Annotated in this window: 18 protein-coding genes; 3 read left to right on the top strand and 15 right to left on the bottom strand. The window is 55.0% G+C overall.

Annotated features, from left to right (window positions below; genetic code table 11):
- The first annotated feature begins 185 nt into the window (after nucleotides 1-185).
- Complete coding sequence (gene mdoC, locus AB1E22_RS01785; RefSeq protein ID WP_367593802.1) at nucleotides 186-1337, top strand: glucans biosynthesis protein MdoC; 1152 nt, start codon at nucleotides 186-188, stop codon at nucleotides 1335-1337.
- A gap of 96 nt (nucleotides 1338-1433) precedes the next feature.
- On the opposite strand, the gene AB1E22_RS01790 is transcribed toward mdoC, so the two are convergent.
- Both AB1E22_RS01790 and ymdB read right to left on the bottom strand, forming a co-directional pair.
- Nucleotides 1434-2918 carry a phospholipase D family protein gene (locus AB1E22_RS01790; protein ID WP_367593803.1) on the bottom strand — a complete coding sequence of 495 codons (1485 nt, stop codon included), beginning with the start codon at nucleotides 2916-2918 and terminating at the stop codon, nucleotides 1434-1436.
- The gene (ymdB, locus tag AB1E22_RS01795) at nucleotides 2872-3396 is read right to left on the bottom strand and encodes an O-acetyl-ADP-ribose deacetylase (protein WP_367593804.1); all 525 of its coding nucleotides are present in this window, start codon (nucleotides 3394-3396) and stop codon (nucleotides 2872-2874) included. The genes AB1E22_RS01790 and ymdB overlap by 47 nt, the downstream gene beginning before the upstream one ends.
- A 249-nt stretch (nucleotides 3397-3645) precedes the next feature.
- Between ymdB and adiC the strand changes: the two genes are divergently transcribed.
- Together adiC and AB1E22_RS01805 are read left to right on the top strand one after the other, a co-directional pair.
- Nucleotides 3646-4977 carry an arginine/agmatine antiporter gene (gene adiC, locus AB1E22_RS01800; RefSeq protein ID WP_367593805.1) on the top strand — a complete coding sequence of 444 codons (1332 nt, stop codon included), beginning with the start codon at nucleotides 3646-3648 and terminating at the stop codon, nucleotides 4975-4977.
- Between the two features lie 12 nt (nucleotides 4978-4989).
- The gene (locus tag AB1E22_RS01805; protein WP_367593806.1) at nucleotides 4990-7293 is read left to right on the top strand and encodes an Orn/Lys/Arg decarboxylase N-terminal domain-containing protein; all 2304 of its coding nucleotides are present in this window, start codon (nucleotides 4990-4992) and stop codon (nucleotides 7291-7293) included.
- A gap of 97 nt (nucleotides 7294-7390) precedes the next feature.
- Here AB1E22_RS01805 and AB1E22_RS01810 read toward each other — a convergent pair whose 3' ends face one another.
- Genes AB1E22_RS01810 through AB1E22_RS01870 form a run of 13 tightly spaced genes read right to left on the bottom strand, consistent with a single transcriptional unit; the run spans nucleotide 7391 to nucleotide 19395 of the window.
- On the bottom strand, nucleotides 7391-7996 hold the full coding sequence (locus AB1E22_RS01810; RefSeq protein ID WP_367593807.1) for a 4'-phosphopantetheinyl transferase superfamily protein: 606 nt from the start codon (nucleotides 7994-7996) through the stop codon (nucleotides 7391-7393).
- Complete coding sequence (locus AB1E22_RS01815) at nucleotides 7996-9225, bottom strand: beta-ketoacyl-ACP synthase (protein WP_367593808.1); 1230 nt, start codon at nucleotides 9223-9225, stop codon at nucleotides 7996-7998. The genes AB1E22_RS01810 and AB1E22_RS01815 overlap by 1 nt, the downstream gene beginning before the upstream one ends.
- A complete protein-coding gene (locus tag AB1E22_RS01820) occupies nucleotides 9222-9953 on the bottom strand; it encodes a 3-ketoacyl-ACP reductase FabG2 (RefSeq protein ID WP_367593809.1) in 732 nt (243 codons plus the stop codon). Before AB1E22_RS01820 ends, AB1E22_RS01815 begins: the two co-directional genes overlap by 4 nt.
- Nucleotides 9954-9968: 15 nt before the next feature.
- On the bottom strand, nucleotides 9969-10427 hold the full coding sequence (locus tag AB1E22_RS01825; RefSeq protein ID WP_367593810.1) for an ApeP family dehydratase: 459 nt from the start codon (nucleotides 10425-10427) through the stop codon (nucleotides 9969-9971).
- Nucleotides 10420-11592 (bottom strand): beta-ketoacyl-[acyl-carrier-protein] synthase family protein, encoded by a 1173-nt coding sequence (locus tag AB1E22_RS01830; RefSeq protein ID WP_367593811.1) that lies wholly within the window; start codon nucleotides 11590-11592, stop codon nucleotides 10420-10422. Before AB1E22_RS01830 ends, AB1E22_RS01825 begins: the two co-directional genes overlap by 8 nt.
- Before the next feature lie 2 nt (nucleotides 11593-11594).
- On the bottom strand, nucleotides 11595-12170 hold the full coding sequence (locus tag AB1E22_RS01835; protein WP_367593812.1) for a DUF3261 domain-containing protein: 576 nt from the start codon (nucleotides 12168-12170) through the stop codon (nucleotides 11595-11597).
- Nucleotides 12167-14500, bottom strand: a complete 2334-nt coding sequence (locus AB1E22_RS01840) for an MMPL family transporter (RefSeq protein ID WP_367593813.1) — start codon at nucleotides 14498-14500, stop codon at nucleotides 12167-12169. Before AB1E22_RS01840 ends, AB1E22_RS01835 begins: the two co-directional genes overlap by 4 nt.
- The gene (locus AB1E22_RS01845) at nucleotides 14472-15077 is read right to left on the bottom strand and encodes an outer membrane lipoprotein carrier protein LolA (RefSeq protein WP_367593814.1); all 606 of its coding nucleotides are present in this window, start codon (nucleotides 15075-15077) and stop codon (nucleotides 14472-14474) included. Before AB1E22_RS01845 ends, AB1E22_RS01840 begins: the two co-directional genes overlap by 29 nt.
- Nucleotides 15070-15495: an acyl-CoA thioesterase gene (locus AB1E22_RS01850; RefSeq protein ID WP_367593815.1), complete on the bottom strand. Its 426-nt coding sequence runs from the start codon at nucleotides 15493-15495 to the stop codon at nucleotides 15070-15072. The genes AB1E22_RS01845 and AB1E22_RS01850 overlap by 8 nt, the downstream gene beginning before the upstream one ends.
- Nucleotides 15489-17183, bottom strand: coding sequence for a glycosyltransferase family 2 protein (locus AB1E22_RS01855; RefSeq protein WP_367593816.1), 1695 nt, complete (start codon nucleotides 17181-17183; stop codon nucleotides 15489-15491). Before AB1E22_RS01855 ends, AB1E22_RS01850 begins: the two co-directional genes overlap by 7 nt.
- Nucleotides 17174-17524, bottom strand: a complete 351-nt coding sequence (locus AB1E22_RS01860; protein WP_367593817.1) for an ApeI family dehydratase — start codon at nucleotides 17522-17524, stop codon at nucleotides 17174-17176. Before AB1E22_RS01860 ends, AB1E22_RS01855 begins: the two co-directional genes overlap by 10 nt.
- Entirely contained in the window at nucleotides 17511-18833 is a 1323-nt protein-coding gene (locus tag AB1E22_RS01865) for an AMP-binding protein (RefSeq protein WP_367593818.1), read from the bottom strand. The genes AB1E22_RS01860 and AB1E22_RS01865 overlap by 14 nt, the downstream gene beginning before the upstream one ends.
- On the bottom strand, nucleotides 18826-19395 hold the full coding sequence (locus AB1E22_RS01870; protein WP_367593819.1) for a hypothetical protein: 570 nt from the start codon (nucleotides 19393-19395) through the stop codon (nucleotides 18826-18828). The genes AB1E22_RS01865 and AB1E22_RS01870 overlap by 8 nt, the downstream gene beginning before the upstream one ends.
- Nucleotide 19396: the final 1 nt, after the last annotated feature.

Consider the following 19396-nt stretch of genomic DNA (forward strand, 5'->3'; position numbering starts at 1 on the left):
TTCAGCACGCTGGCTCAGCCTTTAAGCAAAAAAAGACAACTGCTTACGCTTTCAGACGTCATCCTGGAGACAGGATGTCATGGTTAGTGTAGGGTTGCCACGAAATTGATACCGTTCGGGACTTCAAGCCTATTGGGATATGTTCTTAAGGATAAGGCGATTCGTCCGATAATGTCTGGAGTATTATGAGTAAAGCACCACAGCAACGCGAGTTTTTCCTGGATTCTATTCGGGCCTGGTTGATGCTTTTAGGCATCCCGTTCCATATCTCGCTCATCTATTCAAGCCATCAGTGGCATGTCAACAGCGCCGAAGCCTCCTGGGGATTAACCCTTTTTAATGACTTTATCCACGCCTTCCGGATGCAGGTGTTTTTTGTCATTTCAGGGTATTTTTCCTACATGCTGTTTTTACGCTACCCGCTAAAACGCTGGTGGAAAGTCCGTGTGGAGCGGGTCGGCATCCCGATGCTCACCGCCATCCCTCTTCTGACGCTGCCGCAATTCCTGATGCTGCAACACGTCAATGACAAAGCAAAAAATTGGCCGGGCCTTACCCCTTACGAGAAATACAACACGCTGGTGTGGGAACTGGTTTCCCATTTGTGGTTCTTGTTAGTGATGGTGGTGCTTACCACGGTCTGCCTGTTTTTGTTTCAAAAAATGAAAGCGCGTATTGCTGAACACCCAGAAAATAATGCCTCTCCAATAAATTTAGGAATGCTCTCAATTATCTTTCTGGGGTGCGGGATTTTATATGGCGTCATTCGCCGCACTATTTTTATTGTTTATTCCCCGATATTAAGTGATGGCTTATTTAACTTTGTGGTGATGCAAGCCTTGTTTTATCTGCCGTTCTTTATGCTTGGTGCCTTAGTGTTCGTACGCCCGCAGCTTAAAGCGCTGTTTACCACCCCCTCACCGTGGTGCGCGGTGGGTGCGGCCCTGGCATTTTGCGCCTACCTGCTAAACCAGCGTTATGGCAGCGGCGATGCCTGGATGTATGAAACCGAAAGCGTGATCACTATGGTAATGGGCCTGTGGATGGTCAACATAGTGTTTTCGCTTGGCTATAAGCTGTTGAACTTCCAGTCGAAACGCGTCACCTATTTTGTTAATGCGTCGCTGTTTATTTATCTGGTGCACCATCCTCTGACGCTGTTTTTTGGCGCGTATATCACGCCGCATATTGCATCTAATACGATAGGTTTTATCAGCGGTTTGATCTTTGTGGTGGGGATTGCGGTGATTCTTTATGAGATCCATTTGCGCATTCCACTATTACGCTTCCTGTTCTCCGGCAAGCCGCAGAATGTTGCTGTTAAAGTAACGAGTTAAATAACGCAAAAAAGGTGGATGACGCTGGCGCTTATCCACCCTACAAATACACTCAGGCGTAGGTCGGGTAAGCGTCAGCGCCACCCGACATATTTTTTAAAGCAGCCACTCAATAGGCAAGCGATACACCAACCGCACCAACACCCGTTGCCAGAAACGGGTGTGCGGCTCTTTCTTCCAGACGGTCTCTTTGCCCTCACTACTTTCCACCCAATTCACCCGCCCCCAACGATCCAAACGCAGCGCCCACGCGGCCTCTTTCTGACTTTGGGTAAAACGTTGATGGATATCCTGCGCAAGCGTCTCGCTCTCAATCACAAAACCCATTTCGGTATTTAGCATGGCGGAACGCGGGTCAAAATTGAATGAGCCAATAAACACTTTTTGTTTATCCACGCTGAATGTTTTGGCGTGCAGGCTAGAACCTGAATTCCCGGTTAAGCCCCTGTCACGCGGCACACGCGAGCCTTCCTGCTGCGGTTTCAATTCATATAATTCAACGCCGTGACGCAGCAGTTTTTTGCGCCAGCGGGCATATCCGGCGTGAACCACCGCCACATCATTTGCCGCCAGTGAATTAGTCAGAATCGCAATTTTCACTCCTTTTCGCACCAGGCCCAGGATCTGCGCGATACCTGCGCGAGTCGGCACGAAATAAGCGGAAATAATATCTATCTCCCGTTCGGGCATCCCAATCACATTCATCAGGCGCTGCGGCAAGAGCGTATGACTTCGCGCTCTCCCCTGCCCTTTTCGCGGATCGTCGCTGAGCAAACGCGTTTTCGCCCAGTACATATCTAGCGTACGGGCCACAAGATGGGTGGCAAACTGGCTGGTGGTTAATCGGTCAAGATAACGACGCGCCATCGGGTCATCGCGCCAGTCTTCCGGGAGTTGCACACGCTCCTGTAAAACATCGGCGTCTACGTCCAGCACCTTCTCAAGCGTTGATACGCACTGGCTGTTCCAGTAACGCTCAAAATCCTCGCAAACATCGCTGACCACCGGGCCAATCGCTAAGACATCCAAATCCGAGAACAGGGGTTGTTTACCGACGCCAAAATAGGCATCGCCCACATTGCGCCCGCCGATAATGGTAGTTTCACCATCAACGGTAAATGACTTGTTGTGCATACGGCGGTTGAGCCGGGCGAAATCGGTCAGGTAACCCAGGGCGCGAAACAGGCGGAATGAGAAGGGATTGAACAGCCGGACTTCAACCTGCGGATGAGCATTGAGCAGCTCTAAAATATTATCCATGCCGTTGGTGTTGTTGTCGTCGAGCAACAAACGGACTTTGACGCCGCGCTCGGCCGCCGCCAGTAACGCACTAAATAACAGCCGCCCGGACATATCGTCCTGCCAGATGTAGTACTGCACATCGAGCGTTTTCTCCGCCATGCCACACAGCAAATACCGCGCCGCAAACGCATCCAGACTATCCGCAAGCGGATGAATACCGCTCAAGCCGGGGTGCTCGGCAAGCGTCGGGGTAATCGCCCTTCCGAGGCGAGTCGCGTGAGGATTATTCACGTTAGAGTTGAGCAAGTAATTGCTGGTAAATGCGGGTATTTTCGTCATCGAAGCAAACAAAAATCACCTTCTCAGGTAAAGGGCGCAGGCCGATATATCGCCAGGCCGTATCGACGGCTATTTTCGCCGCCTGCTCTTTCGGATAACCGTACGCTCCGGTACTGATCGCCGGGAACGCAATGGTGCGATAGCCGTTGGCAGCCGCCAAATCGAGGCTGTTGCGGTAGGTTTGTTCGAGCAGTTCAGCCTCATGTTTTTCACCGCCGTGCCAAATGGGGCCGACGGCATGAATCACGGCCTTAACCGGAATGTTTCCGGCTTCGGTAATCACGGCATGCCCAGGCGCACATTCGCCCTGCTGGCGAATAATCATTTTACAGGCATCAAGCAGTGCCGTTCCGGCTGCACGATGAATCGCGCCATCCACACCACCGCCTCCCATCAGGGATGAATTTGCCGCATTGACGATGACATCAACCTCAACGCGGGTGATATCACCTTGTATCACCGACATTCTTTCACTCATTGGGAAACCCCCTATTAGTCTTTGATAGTAGTCTAAACTTACCGAACAGCAGACGTATATCACTTCATAAGGATTTCTCCACATCACCTAAGTTCTGATTTTTTCTCATTTACTACAAAAAAGTTCCAATACACCTGAAGCACTTTTTATTTGCAGGCGCACCTGAGCAAGGCGCTTTTGCCGCAAAAATGAGATCTGGAATGTACATGTAAACATTCCAGTAGCTACTTCATTTTCAGGAGAGGTTCTATGGCTAGTGAAGCGCAAAAAGTCGGGCTGGTCCCGGTTATGTTGATGGTTGCAGGCAATATCATGGGTTCCGGGGTGTTCCTGCTTCCGGCAAACCTTGCCGCCACCGGAGGAATCGCCATCTTTGGCTGGATGGTGACGATTATCGGGGCGCTCTCGTTATCAATGGTGTACGCAAAAATGTCGTCTCTGGATGACAGCCCCGGCGGTTCCTACGCCTATGCCAGGCGGGCATTTGGCCCGTTCCTTGGCTACCAAACTAATCTGCTTTACTGGCTGGCTTGTTGGATTGGTAACGTTGCGATGGTCGTTATTGGCGTCGGTTATCTGAGTTATTTCTTCCCGATGTTAAACCAGCCCTGGCCGCTTACCGTCACCTGTATCGCCATTCTGTGGCTGTTCGTTGGGCTGAATATTATCGGCCCGAAAATGATCACCCGCGTGCAGGCCGTCGCCACTATTCTGGCGCTGATCCCGATTGTCGCCGTCGCCGTGTTGGGCTGGTTCTGGTTTAAAAGCGACACCTACATGGAAGCGTGGAACGTCAGCGGCAAAGGCACGTTTGGCGCGATTCAAAGCACATTGAGCGTAACGCTTTGGTCGTTTATCGGCGTTGAAAGTGCGTCGGTTGCCGCCGCGGTGGTGAAGAACCCGAAACGCAACGTCCCCATCGCCACAATCGGCGGCGTGTTGATTGCCGCGATTTGTTACGTGCTTTCCAGCACCGCGATCATGGGCATGATCCCCAATGTCGATCTAAAAGCGTCTGCCTCACCGTTTGGTGACGCGGCACGTATGGCTTTGGGGCCAATGGCAGGGGCGATCGTTTCGTTTTGTGCCGCAGCCGGTTGTTTAGGCAGCCTCGGCGGGTGGACGCTGCTTGCGGGCCAGACGGCAAAAGCCGCCGCCGACGACGGGCTATTCCCGCCTATTTTCGCCAAAGTGAATAAAGACCAAACGCCGGTTGCCGGTCTGCTGATAGTTGGCGTACTGATGACCCTCTTCCAGCTCGCCAGTATCTCACCTGATGCAACCTCGCAGTTCGCCGTTGTCTCATCGGTGTCGGTCATCTTTACGCTGGTGCCTTACATCTACACCTGCGCGGCGTTAATGCTGGTCGGTCAAGGGCATATGGGCAACCAGCGCCTGCCGTTCCTGTTCATCACGCTTATCGCCTTTGTCTACTGTATTTGGGCCGTCGTCGGTTCAGGTGCGACGGAAGTGATGTGGTCGTTCGTTGCCATCATGGTGATTACCGCGATGTACACCATTAACTACAACCGCCGTCATAAAAACCCCTACCCGCTGGATAAACCCGTGGCTAACGACTAACAGGAGCAAGCTATGCTTGATCTCGGCACGCATCAAAAACGCAAAATTCTGGTGGTCGACAGCAGTATTCAGGACGTTAACACCGCCAATGGACGAGCAGTGGCGGAGCTGATAGAGGCTCTGGAAGAGAATAATTTCGCGGTGATTTCGGCAGCGACATTTGAGGACGGTATCGCCACCGTCACCTCCGATGCCTCGCTGTGCTGTATTTTCGTTGACTGGACTTCCGGCGGCAACGACGATGCCTCGCACAGCCAGGCTTTTGCCTTGCTGCAAACCATTCGCCGCCGCAATAAGAGTATTCCCGTGCTGCTCATGGCTGAACACTCTTGTGTGGATACGCTGACGCTTGACTCCATGCGACTGGTGAATGAGTTTGTCTGGATGCACGAAGATACCGCCGAATTTATAGCGGCCCGCGCACGCTCCCTTATTCAGCGCTATTACGAACAGTTATTGCCGCCTTTCACCCGCGCCTTATTTAATTACACGCTGGAAAATCCCGAATACTCCTGGGCGGCACCGGGCCACCAGGGCGGAGTGGCGTTTACCAAATCCGCCGTTGGCCGCGAGTTTCTCGATTTCTTTGGCGAGAATCTCTTTCGCACCGATACCGGGATTGAACGCGCCGCCATGGGTTCGCTACTTGACCATAGCGGGCCGATTAAAGCCTCGGAAACCTACGCCGCCGAAGTGTTTGGCGCCCATCGGAGTTACTCCGTGTTAAACGGCACCTCCGGCTCAAACCGCGCCATTATGCAGGCGGTAGTCGGCGAGCAAGAAATCGCGTTATGCGACCGCAACTGCCATAAATCCATCGAGCAGGGTTTAGTGATGACCGGTGCACTGCCGGTTTATTTTGTGCCAACGCGCAACCGCTTCGGGATTATTGGCCCAATCCCCAAACGGCAATTCACGGCGGAAAGCATCCGGGCGGCGATTGACGCTAACCCACTTAAACATGAGGTGGTCAGCGATAAACCGGTGTATGCGGTCGTCACCAACTGCACCTATGACGGGATGTGTTATCACGCCGAAGCGGCACAGGAACTGCTGGCGGAAAGTGTCGATCAGATTCATTTCGACGAAGCCTGGTACGCGTATGCCCGCTTCAACCCCATGTACAAAGGCCGCTTTGCAATGCGCGGCGATCCGAAAGATTTCGACAGCAACGGCCCGACGATTTTTGCCACCCACTCCACGCACAAACTATTGGCCGCGCTTTCGCAATCTTCTTACATCCATATCCGCAACGGCAAAAAACCGGTCGAACATTCTCGCTTTAACGAGTCGTACATGTTGCAGGCCACCACTTCCCCGCTGTATGCGATTATCGCCTCCAACGAAATTGGCGCGGCGATGATGGACGGCGGTCAAGGGCAGGCCTTAACGCAGGAAGTGATTGTTGAAGCGGTCGATTTTCGTCTCGCGCTGGCAAAAGTCCATGCCGCGTTTGCCAAAAAAGGGGAATGGTTCTTCTCGCCGTGGAATGCGCCAACGGTCACCAACGCCGCAGGCGTTGAAGTTCCGTTTGCTAAAGCGTCGCGGGAACAGCTCACCACAGACCCTGCCTGCTGGACGCTCAAACCCGGCGAGAAATGGCACGGATTTGAGCAGCTCGAAGATGACTGGTGCCTGCTCGACCCCATCAAAGCAGGGATTCTCGCCCCCGGTATGGGAGATGACGGCAACCTGCTGGAGTCCGGCATTCCGGCGGCAATGGTCACCGCGTACCTCGGCGAGCGCGGGATTGTGCCGTCACGTACCACCGATTTTATGGTGCTGTGCCTGTTTTCTATCGGCGTAACAAAAGGGAAATGGGGCACGCTGATTAACGTGTTGCTGGAGTTTAAAGATGACTACGACAACAACACCGCGCTCAAACGCTGCCTGCCGGATCTTATCAGCGCCGATGCCGCACGCTACGCGGGCATGGGGCTTAAAGATCTGTGTGATGAAATGTTTAACTACATGAAAACCAGCCAGATGGACAAGCTCCAGGCGGAGGCTTTCGGCAACATTCCGGTTCCGGTTACACGCCCGCGCATTGCCTTCCAGCAGCATATGGCGGGCAAGGCGGATCATCTACCCATCGATCAACTGCCCAACCGTATTTCTGCCGTCGGTGTGATCCCTTACCCACCGGGCATTCCAATTGTCATGCCGGGTGAAAGTTTCGGTGCCGCCGACGATCCGTGGTTGAAATACATCCGCAGCATCGCGCAGTGGGGCGAGAAATTCCCCGGTTTTGAGAAAGAGCTGGAAGGGGCCGAATTGATAGACGGGGTGTATCACATCTGGGCATTGAAGCAGTAAAAGAACGCTGGATGTTTAGCGTTGGATGGCGCTTCGCTTATCCACCCTACGGGAACTGAGCTGTAGATCGGGTAAGCGCCAGCGCCACCCGACAAAATCAGATAACAATGAGTTCCGGCGCAATAACCTCCGGAAACTTATCTTCACCGCAACACGCAATGAGCGTGTTGTGAACCCTAAGATGAAGCAGATGGCGGCCCGGTGGGCAGAGCGTTTCCAGCGGCAGTTTCAGCGCTGTGATTTGCCACACCGTCCCGCCCTGCTGTTTCACCACGGCTTCATGAGCTGTCCATAATTTCCAGAAAGCAGGTAGCTGTTCATCTTCGGGCAAGTTGGCCAGCCAGGCGTAAAGTTCCGGCGCAAAACTGTGCTGCGCCACGCCCATAAAACGCTTTCTCGGCCGCAGCAGCTCTAAATCACAGCCTACCGCATTGTCCCCCAGCAGCACCGCAACATAAGCCGCACTATTGCTGATGTTAAAATGCGGTAGTTCAGGGTGTTGCGGTTTGCCATTTAAGCCTGTTTCCAGCAGCGGAAGCGCTTTATTTTCTGCCAGCATCGCCAGCAGAACTCTTCCCGCAAGCCAGACAGGGCGACGGTTTCCGGCTGGTGCCGCCGCCACTAACTCTGGCGACAGCCAATATTTGACCAGCGCATCCTCAGATAAACGCGCCACATCGCCAAACCCCAGCCGGTAACCCATTACGCCCAACGACGCAGGATCAGCGAGGTGTTAATTCCCCCAAAGGCGAAGTTATTGCTTTGCACAAATTCCGTCTCGATTTTGCGCGCGTCACCCATGATGTAATCCAACTCGCCACACGCTTCGTCCGGCTCGGTCAAATTCAGCGTTTGGGCAAACCAGCCTTCGCGCATCATTTCGATACTCATCCAGGCTTCCAGCGCCCCGCAGGCACCTAACGTATGGCCGAAGTAACTTTTCAGAGAAGAGATGGGCGTTCGGGTACCGAAAATAGCCGCTGTTGCGTGGCTTTCGGCAATGTCGCCGCGATCGGTTGCGGTGCCGTGAGCGTTGATATAGCCGATATCACTGGCTGCAAGCCCCGCCGAACGCAGGCCGCGCTCGATACAAATCTGCATGGTTTCTTTCTGCGGCTGGGTGATATGCGCCGCATCGCAGTTGGTATGGAAGCCGACGATCTCAGCAAAGATCGTCGCCCCACGCGCTAATGCGTGGTCAAGATCTTCGAGGATCAACGTCCCTGCCCCTTCGCCAATCACTAGCCCATCGCGCTGCTTATCAAACGGCGACGGCGTGCTGTGCGGCTGGTCGTTACGCTGGCTGGTGGCAAATAAAGTATCAAATACTGCCGCTTCAGACGGGCACAACTCCTCTGCGCCACCGGCAACCATCACCGTCTGGTAGCCATGACGAATCGCTTCCCAGGCATAACCAATCGCCTGGCTGCCGGATGTGCACGCACTGGACGTCGGGATCACGCGCCCGCGCAAACCAAAGAATAATCCGGTATTGACCGCCGCCGTGTGCGGCATCATCTGCACATAAGTGGTGCCGGTGATATTACGGGTATGTTTCTCGGTGAGCATGGTGGCAAATTCGCTCACCGGCCCGGTGCTGCCGGTGGAGGAACCGTAGGCAATACCGGTTTCGCCGCTGGTTAAAATTGCGTCATCGAGCAAACCGGCCTGGGTCAACGCCAGTTCCGTTGCACGCGTGGCAAGCAGCGAAACTCGCCCCATCGCCCGAATGCGCTTGCGGGTGTAATGTTCCGGCAGGGTAAAATTATCGACGGGCGCACCGAGCAGGGTGTTTAACCCGTCGTAGATTTGCCATTCCGGCATATGACGCACGGCGTTTTTGCCAGATTTCAAACCCGCAGCAATATCCTGCCAGTTGTCGCCAAACGCCGTCACGCCGCCCATTCCAGTCACTACCACACGGCGAATCACAGCATGCCTCCGTTAATGGAGATAACCTGGCGCGTAACATAGCCCGCAACCGGCGACATCAAATAACGCGCAAGCCCCGCCACTTCTTCAGGCTGGCCCATACGTTGCAGGGGGATCAGGCGCATCGCTTCATTGAGCGCCGCCTCTTCCATTTCAATCATGCCGGTGTCAATAAGCCCCGGCGCAATGCAGTTCACGGTGATTTTGCGCTTCGCCAGCTCAATCGCCAGCGCTTTGGTGGCCCCGATAATCCCCGCTTTTGCCGCGCTGTAGTTGACTTGCCCACGGTTGCCCATCAGGCCCGATACCGACGAAAGGGTAATAATGCGCCCGCCTTTGCGCAGGCCGATCATTGGCATGACGCATGGCTGAATCACGTTGTAAAAACTGTCGAGATTGGTACGGAGAACGTCATCCCAGTCATCCTCGCTCAATGCCGGAAACGCACCGTCGCGGGTGATGCCCGCGTTGTTCACCACGCCCCAATAAGCGCCGTGAGTTTCGATGTCAGCTTCAATGACGCTGCGGCACTGGCTGCGGTCGGCACTATCAAACTGCATCACGCGACCGGTTCCGCCCTGAGCAGTAATTTGCTCAAGCGTTTGTTGTGCGCCCGCTTCGTCACGATGGTAATGCACCACCACGGCAAATCCGTCGGCGGCGAGCCCCAGGGCAATCGCCTTGCCGATTCCCTTGCTGGCACCGGTTACTAATACCGTCTGTGTCATCTTGCTGCTATCCCATTAAAATAGTTGTTTTAATTCATTATTATCAGGTTGATAAGTATTTACCCGCCCGCTCGCCAGGACGTTACCATCCGCGAGAATTTGTCCTTCAAAACTGCCAATTTTTTCATCACGCATCAGGAGCGTGACGTGACAATCCAGCACCGCGCCCTGCGGCATCACCCCTGCCGGGCAGCGCAAACCTCGTCCGCCCAACAGCATGCCAATCCGGCTGGCCTCTTCGCCATTCTCTAAGGCATGCCAGCCAGACCACACGCCTACCGTCTGGGCAATCAGTTCGATGGCAAACCAGCCCGGCAAATTTCCCTCGGCATTGAGAAACGGCGCAAGTACGCCCTGATGGCTCACCGTCACCCGGCAATGCGCGCTTTCCTGTTCAACCGCCACCACCGACTCAAGCAGACACATCGGCGCTTCGTGCGGCAAATAATGGTCGGGGGCAAGAAAATCAGTCATGAGCAACTCCCAAAATCAGGCTGGTATTATTGCCGCCAAAAGCAAATGAGTTCGAAAGCATGGTTGGCCGGGTCTGTGGCTGCGGCGCGGAGAGTAAACCACAAGCCGCAAGGCTCGGGTCTTGATGCGTATCAGTGAAATCTTGTGCAGGCAGGGGCAAGTTACGCGACAGGAGTAAATAACAGAGCACCGCTTCGCAGGCTCCGGCGGCACCTAACGTGTGGCCGGTCAGGTGTTTTGTCGAGCTGGAAGGAACGTTTTCACCGAACAGTTGATTCACCACTTTCGCCTCGATTTCGTCATTCAGACGCGTGGCGGTGCCGTGCATATTAATATAGCCAATCTCCGTGGCGTCGAGTTTTGCCTCGCGCAGCGCCATTTCTATCGCACGAATCGCCCCCATGCCTTCAGGATGCGGAGCCGACATATGCCAGGCATCGGAAGATTCCCCCACGCCCAGCAAACGCACTGTTCCCGGCTCTTTAGTCAGCAATATCAACGCGCCCGCTTCGCCGATGGTAATCCCGTTGCGCCCGGCGCTAAACGGTTTGCAGCGCACATTGCTTAATGATTCAAGGCTATTAAAGCCATTGATGGGCATGCGGCTTAACGTATCGGCTCCGCCAACGATCGCCGCATCCACCATCCCGGATTCAATCAACCGTTTGCCGGTAATAATCGCTCGTGCGCTGGAGGAACAGGCGGTGGAAATCGTCAGCGCCGGGCCAAACAGTTGCAGATAGTCGCTAAGGAAACGCGACGGGTCGCCGAGTTCCTGCTGACCGTAACGATAGGACGCAGGCGCATGACCCGCGTGACTGCCGCTAACCATGCGGTCGCCTTCATCCAACCCGGAAGTGCTGGTCCCTAACACCACCGCCACACGTTCGTTGCCGTAGCGGGCAATCACCTCATTAACCTGCGGGCGGATTTGTGCCAGCGCCGCCAGCAATAAACGGTTGTTACGGCTGTTGTATTGCGGTGTTTCTGGCGCAATTTCAGGCAGTTCGCCAGTGACGCGCCCAACCCAACATTCGCCCTGCTGCAACCAGGCGTTGCTATCCGGCCCCATGCCTGGCGCTATGTTGGCCTGTAGATTCGCCGCAGTTTCGTCAAGGTTGTTGCCCAACGCGCTGACCATTCCGGCGGCAGAAAAAGTAATCATGATTAGCTTTCCAGGTGCTGAATGGTGATGACATACCCGAAACGATGATGCTGGACGCTTACCGGCTGGCGGCTGCCATTACGCATCAGATAGTGAATGGTTTCGATTAATTCGCCCTGGTCATCACGCAAATCACGACGGGAATCGCTATCTTTGAGCGTCCATCCGGCAGGGAGTTGCGGCTGCCAGGCGCTGACTGGCCAGTAGCTCAACATAATATCCGCCAGAACCTGACTGGCTGGCGGTAATTCTGGCAGCGTAATGGATTGCTCGGTTTTCACCCCTTCGTCGGAATAGGTCAGGCGGAATAAGCGGATCCCCAGCGGCGAAAGCCCCGCCAACATAATTTTTTGCGAATCAGCATTAAGCAGCACCATCAGCGATTGGGTTTTGCCCTTCACCTGCGCGGTTAATAATTGCTGTTCAGTGATTGAGGGGGAAATTCCCGGCGCGGGCAGCGTCACCAACGTGCCCGGTTTTAGCCAGGCCTGCGGGCGGGTGTTGTCGGGTTTTGGCGTGCTGCACGCGCTAAGTAATAAGCTGCCAAGCAGTAAAATCAGTTTCGGTAATGTTTTCATTTTTCTCTCTTTCCCTTTCCGTGGGTGGATGTGGGTAACACTAAAGGTGCGGTCAGAAATGCGCAGAAGATCCCGCAGCTCAGCACAATGCCAAAACTTGCAATGGCCTGGGTCTGGCTAAAGACCAGCATTCCCAATGTAAAGAGCGTGGTCAGCAACGCCACGGTGATAGCTAAAAGCGAGGTCAACGGTGTGCCGCGCGGGTTGCTAAAGAACAGGGTGTAATTGATGCCAATCCCGAGCACCAGCACTAACGCCAGCAGCGAGAACAGATTCAAGGGATGGCCGCTAAAGGCGAGTGCCGCGAGTCCACCGCCAAGGGATAACAGCGACGGAACCACGCTTAGCAAGCCGCGTTTCACGCCAAGCCGCAGCACGAAGCTGAGTGCTATCGCCCCTACGGCCAGCGCCAGCAATCCCGCCAGCAAACTGCGGAAATGGCTGAACAACGCATTGAACATCACTTTTCTGTCAACCCAACTGACGCCCGGTAGTGTTGCCGCAATATTTGCCAAAGCTGCGCTGTCGTGAACGCCGCTTACCGGCACCAGCGCCCCGCTTTTGCCATCCGGTAACGAGAGCCACAGCAAACGCCAGCCGCTGCTGATCACACTCTTTTGCCAGAGATCCGGCGTGACCGCCATCTGCTGTAGATTCGGGGCGTTCACGGGAACCCCGCTTTCCGCCAGCCGTTTTTGCAAAGTTGGTGCGGCGTCACGCAGTAACTGCAAATCGGCCTGCTGCTGTTTAAGTGACGCGAGCGGAATCAGGCGGTAACTGTCGATAGCTTTATTGCCGCGCGCCGCCGCGAGAACAGGAGCCAGTTTTTCCAGCCGCTGCAGAGTTTGCTCGGCCGTATCGCCGTAAACCACGAACCATTTCTGATCCATTCCCTGCCCGGTCAGCGCAGTAATCGCCTGCTCTTCACGCACCAGATCCTGCGGCAGCGCCTGGAAGCTGGCGATGTCATCATTAATTTTCAGGGACGCTATGCCCGCGAGGCTCACCACCAGTAATGCCAGCGGCAGGCCGAAGCGAACGGCTTTGTTGTTCTGCCATGCATTCAGCCAGCCGTTGAGTAACCGCTTGAATGGCACCGGTCTGACAGGCAAACCGCGCACAGCAAACGGATACCAGCACACCACCGTCAGGCAGGAAGCAATGAGCCCGCTGGCGGCAAACACTGCGAGCTGGCGAATACCGGGGAACGGCGCGAGGATCATAATCAGGTACGCAATAGCGGTGGTCGCCAGCGCCAGCAACAACGCAGGAAGCACTTTACGCAGGCTTGCGATGGGGGAGTTTTGCTCGCCGTGGACCATTCTTTCGGTGAGATAATAGAGCGTGTAATCCGCCGAAACGCCGACGATGCTCATGCTCATCACCAGGGTTATCAGATGCAGCTCGCCAAAACAGAGCAGCGTGATAGCGACTCCCGCGAGTGCGCCAATACCCACCGAGATGATACACAGCAGTAAAGGCCGCACCGAGCGAAACACCAGCAACACCAACAGCAGCACGCCAATTACCGTCGCCAGCCCGAGCGTTGAAACGTCATGTTTTGCCTGCTGGCTCGCATAATCGCTATAGAAAAGCGTACCGCGTGACATTACCTCTGCCTGCGGGAAATGCTGTTTGAGGTTTTGCGCTAACCCATGCAGGCGCTCAACCGCCGCCCGCCCTTGCTGCATATCAAACGAAGATCCATTTAGCTCGCCATGCAGTAAATACCAGTAACGCCCCTGTTTATCTCGCGCCACCAGCCAGCCGTTTTGCAAGCGCAGTTGGCTGGCGGTTTGTTGCAGCGCCAGTTGCGAGCCGCGCACAAGCATCAGCGGATCGTTCTTCAGCTCTTTACCGCTGACGCCCGAAAAAGCGGAGTAAAGCTGCGACAATACCCATTGCGCCTGCGCTTCACCGCCGTTTTGCAACCGGCTGCGGGTCTGGTTATCCACCAGGCCATTGCGGTGCTCGAAGTAGAATTTCCCCCACTCCTGCTGGCCTTTTGCATCCATCGGGCCCTGCACATTTTGCAGGAAAGGCTGCTGTTGCAGTTGCGCTTGCCACCAGAGTGCGGCGGCGCTGTCCGGCTTATCTCCAGGGCTTACCATCCACATCATTTGCCGGTCGAGACGTTGCAAAAACCCGTTCTCAATGTCCGGAGGGATTTTCCCGAGGCTACTTGCAGGCAGCAGCGACAATACGCTGCTGTCGAGCCGCGCCTTCGGCAATAGCGCGCAGAGTAACACGACCAGCAGGGCGACTACCGCCAGCCAGCCCCAGGCAAGACGGCGATGCACGTCAGAAAGCGAAGCGCTGTTGCTCTTCATGGGTCAATTTCTGCGGTTCCGGTCGGTGGTCACTGAAGGTGATTTCGGTGAAATCCCCCTGTAAATCGTCAAGCGCAATGCGGTTCAGATACTTATCGCCCTCTAACGTAATGGTACTGAACAGCTTATCGAGAGGCGTGGTGGTTGGGGTTAAGACCAGTTGCCACTGGCCGTTGCCCTGGTCGGTAAAGACGCTGGAAAAGTTTTCATCCAACACTTTGCGATCGGCCTGGAACAGAGCGCGTAACAAATGGTTGAACTGGAACATTTGCGGATTGCTGTCGGCGGTGATGATTTGCGGTGCCTGGCTGCCCATCACCTGCACCATATGGCTGTCATCAAGCACCAGCGTCATCGGGAACGGGTGCTGTTGCTGCCACCACAGACCTTTGCTTTTCGCGATCAGCACTTCACCGCTGGAGTGCAGCGGCTGCGCCATCCCGCTAATTTGCCTGTCCTGCTGGAATTTAGCCCGCACCACCTGCTGAGAGGCGAAGCGGTGCTGGACGTCATCGAGGGTGATTGCGCTCGCCGTAAAGCTGATACACAGCAAGGCCATCAAAATAATCTTATTCATGACTCAAGCCCATGCGTTCAAAAAGTATTTGAGGAGAGACAAAACAGAGCTCTCCGCTTGTTGCCTCAACGGCAACCTGAATGGTGTAACCCGTGGTGGTGCGTTTACCGCTTTCGGCGTCGACAATTTCATAGCCGATTTTCAGGCGGTTTTCGTACTCCAGTACCGTCGCCCGCACCAGAATTTGCTGCTCAAATTTGACGACATCACGGTATTTGACGCGGGTATCAACAACCGGCCAGACATAACCGGATTCACTCATGGCGCGGTAGCCATAATTAAACTGGCCCAGCAACGCTTCACGCGCCACCTCAAAGTAGCGAAAATAGTTACCGTGCCACACAACACCCATCGCATCGACATCATGGAACGGGACTTTGATGCTGACCTCTACAGAAAAACGGGGGTCATTTAACATCCGGACTCCTTTTCTGGCGGCAGTTGCCAGAAATCATAAAAATTAAACCAGTCGAGCGGCGAACGCAGGGCATAGTACTCAAGTCGCCGCGCATAGTTATCAATATTTTCTTGTAGTGCCTGCGCCCGCGTGCTGCGCGGGAGCAGCAGCGGGTCGGCAAAGTTTTCCGCATGAATGCGTAATTTGCCCTGCTCACGCAAAACCATCATCAGAATGACCGGGCATCGTAATGCCGCCGCAAGGATAAATGGCCCTTGGGCAAACGGTGCGGGGCTCCCCATAAACGGGCTCCAGCACACTCGCCGTTCGCCGCCGCGCTGCGGGTTAACGGCGAGGCGATCCCCGACGATCGCCACCCACTCCCCTGCTTCCAATTTTTCTTGTAACAGCATGGCGGTTTCGGGCCCGATATGGCTCACAGGCAATAAATTCACCCCGGCCTGCGGGGCAATTTCTTCGATTATCTTACGAAAACGCTGGGCGTTATCGGTAAAGACCAGGGCATTAATAATTAGCCCGGCTTCAACCTGCGCCAGCGCGCGGCTGGCTTCAATGTCGCCTAAATGCGCAGCGAGGATTAGCTTCCCCTGCCCCACCTGCGGGCGTAAAACGTCGCGGCTGCCGGGGGCAAATTCAATATCTCGCCCCCAAAGAATATCGCCCCGCCAGGCGGCAATTTTATTCAGCATCGCATCGCCAAAGCGTAAAAAATGACGATAGCTGTTTAGGCCCGCTGGCAGTTGAATATTTTGCCGCAGCGCCTGTTCACGCACACGCGTAAGCCACTGCTGCGAAGCCTTGCGCTGCGGCCCGCCGGTCAGCCACATCCACGCCACCACCGGATAAAGCAGAGCGTTAAAGGTGCGACGGCCAAAACGCTGATAGATAGCGAGCATTAAGCGCATGCCTGCCAGCCCTTTGCGCTCCGGCACCTGCGCCCAGTGCGCGGTTTTACGACGGCGAGAAAGCAGCGCCGGAATGCGCGGTAGCATGCCGAAAAACAGCCGGGTGTGCATCCATGAGATGCGCAGGTTATCGCGCAGCGCATCAAAGTGCGACAGGCCGTCAGGTGGGTAAATCACTCTGGTACCCAAAAAATGGCTGTCGGTGCCAGCCCAGTACAAACGCACCATAATTTCGGTATCAAAATCCATGCGTTTACCGGGGCGATATTTCTCAATCACCGCAAGCGTTGCCGCCAGCGGGTAGACGCGGAATCCGCACATGCTGTCTTTCAGTGACAGGGATAAGGTTTCGATCCACACCCAAACGTGCGTGACATAGCGCCCGTAAAGCCGTGATTTTGGCACTGAGTCATCGTAAATCGGCGTGCCGGAGATCAGGCTTTCAGGATGTGTGCGGGCTTCATCTAAAAAACGCGGCACATCTTCAATACAGTGTTGACCATCGGCATCTAACTGAATGGCGTGCGTAAAACTGGCCTTGAGCGCGGCGTTCAGGCCGGTTATCACCGCGGCACCTTTTCCCTGGTTGGTTTTAAGCTCAATCAGGGTAACGCCGGTTAATTGCGCCAGACACTGCTTCGTCTCAGGCTCGCTGCCGTCATCAACAATAATGCACGGCAGCTCAAACGGTTGCAGACGCGCTAATACGCCCGCCATCGTAGCGCCGTGGTTATAACAGGGGATCACCACGCACGGGCGAAAAGCCGCCGCGGTTACGGACATAATTTGATTTTCCCGCTGCTTGCCGGAACGTCGCCCTGTTCGCTCAACAAAGTGTAGCTAAAACTTAAAATGCTCCGTTCGGCGTCCCATTGCAGATTCAGCTCAAGCTGGCTTTCAGGCACAATCGGGCGCTGGAATTTAACGTTTTCAATGGAATGAAAACGCATGCCCGGTGCGAGTTCGGCCCCAAAAGCCATCACCCAATCGAGTTGCGCCACGCCGGGCAACAACGGTTGTACGGGAAAATGGCCGGCAAACCAGCCTAATGTGGCAGGAACGGCTAAACGCAGACTGAGTTTGCCCGCGTCAGGGTGTGAGCGCTGTAACTCAACGGGTTTCATCAAATAACTCCTGTAATTGCGCCCACGCACGTTTGCTTTGGCTGTTGAGCGGAATGCGCTCCACAAACCGCCAGTAACGTGGAATGGCTATCGGCTCAAGCCAGGCGCGGAGCGCTTCTCGCCAGAGCGATGTGCTGCTGCGATCGGCATCTGACGCCACAATCACCGCACCGAGTGCAATACGATGACCACGCGTAATCGGAATGACCGCCGCCTCTTCAACGCCCGGCAAGGCCAATAAACGGCGTTCAACTTCGCTGAGCGAGATACGTTTTTCTTCAATTTTAACAATGCGGTCACGGCGCCCCAGCAGGCGGAATGTTCCCTGCGGTGTAAACTCGAGCAAATCATCGAGCGGCCTGCATCTGTGGGAAATTAAAGGGGATTCAACCTGCCACCCTTCATCCTGCGAAATAAAACGCACAGCAGGAAATGGCTGCCATTCAGGTGCCGGTTGTGAGTGCTGCCGCCATGCAAGCACCCCGGTTTCGGTGGTGCCATAAATTTCTGATACCGGCGTTTTCAGCCATGCCAGCACCCGTTCTGCGGTGTCGTCATCCAGTTTTCCGGCAGCAGAAACCACACGGGTCACCGCCGGTGGCGTAAGGTTCATATCCAGGCGCTTTAAAAATGCCGGGCTGCTGATAAACAACAAGGGGGGCCCCGAGTGTGCGCCCAGTTGTTCAGGGAAATGAATCATCGCCGCATCCGTCGGCAAGCCCAGCGCCATCGGCAACATTATCCGGAAAGTAAAACCATACAGATGCTGATGCGACACCGACCCCACCACCCGGCAATCGCCCAGGCTTTCGCCCCAAAGCTCCGCCAGCCAGGCAATCTCTTCATCAAGCGCACGCACTGATTTAAATATTTGGGCCGGTTCACCGGTTGAGCCGGAGGTAAAGAGCACCACGCCTGCATTCGCTGGAACAGGTGCAAACGGCTCAATAGCCGTATACGCCAGGCGTTGCGGGTTAATGACCGGACAAGTGAGATTCAGCGCGGAGTCGCTTATCACGCCATAAAAATGGTGTTGTTGTTCGCGCAACTGAGCTTCCCGGCTGTGACCAGGCATCACCGGCGTTTTGCCCGCGTGCAGCGTTGCCAGAAGTGCCGCAATGAACGTATATCCGTTGTCAAAACAGAGCGCCCAACGCTCGCCAGGCTGCACCTTTAGCCAGGCATAAATTCGCTGCACGTCATTAATTAAATCAGCCTGCGTAAATTCATGCCCACCGTTAAACGCCACAACCTGTTGCGGATGGCGGCTGGCGGTAAGCCAGAGTGCGAGGGGTAAACGTTTATTCATAGCGACGCCTTACCCGCTGCCTGACAAGCCATTCGCAGGCAAACAGTAATCCCATTAATAAATAGCTCACCATCCCGTTCCACAGCGTCCACCAGTGAATGTTGCCCGCAAGGCAGGTAAACAAGGATACGGAGCCGTTAAAGAGGAAGAAAAAACACCAGATTTGAGTGACTTTGCGCGTGTAACGCACACCCTCAGGGGGGAGTTCGCCTTCACGCCAACGCGCCAGACGTTCAACAATCGTCATCCGGCTAAACAGCGACGAGCCAAATAACGTCAGCATGACGGCATTAACCACCACCGGGTACCAGAGCAGTAATTGCGCCTCACGCATCCAGATACTGGCGATGCACAATACCGCCCCTGCAAGCGCCAGCCCTTTGAATGCGCGGCTTAATGCGCCGGTTTTACCGCGCAGCGCACAAAGACGCAGCACAAAACAGAGGGCGAGGATCGGCAATAAAATGTGTAATTCTGGATATGTGAGGGCTAACCAGACGGCAAAGGGCCAGCCGAGTACGGCTAGCCCTCCTGCGATACTGAGTGCGCGTTTTGCCAGCACG

The sequence above is a fragment of the Buttiauxella gaviniae genome (genome assembly GCF_040786275.1).
GTDB lineage: Bacteria > Pseudomonadota > Gammaproteobacteria > Enterobacterales > Enterobacteriaceae > Buttiauxella > Buttiauxella gaviniae_A.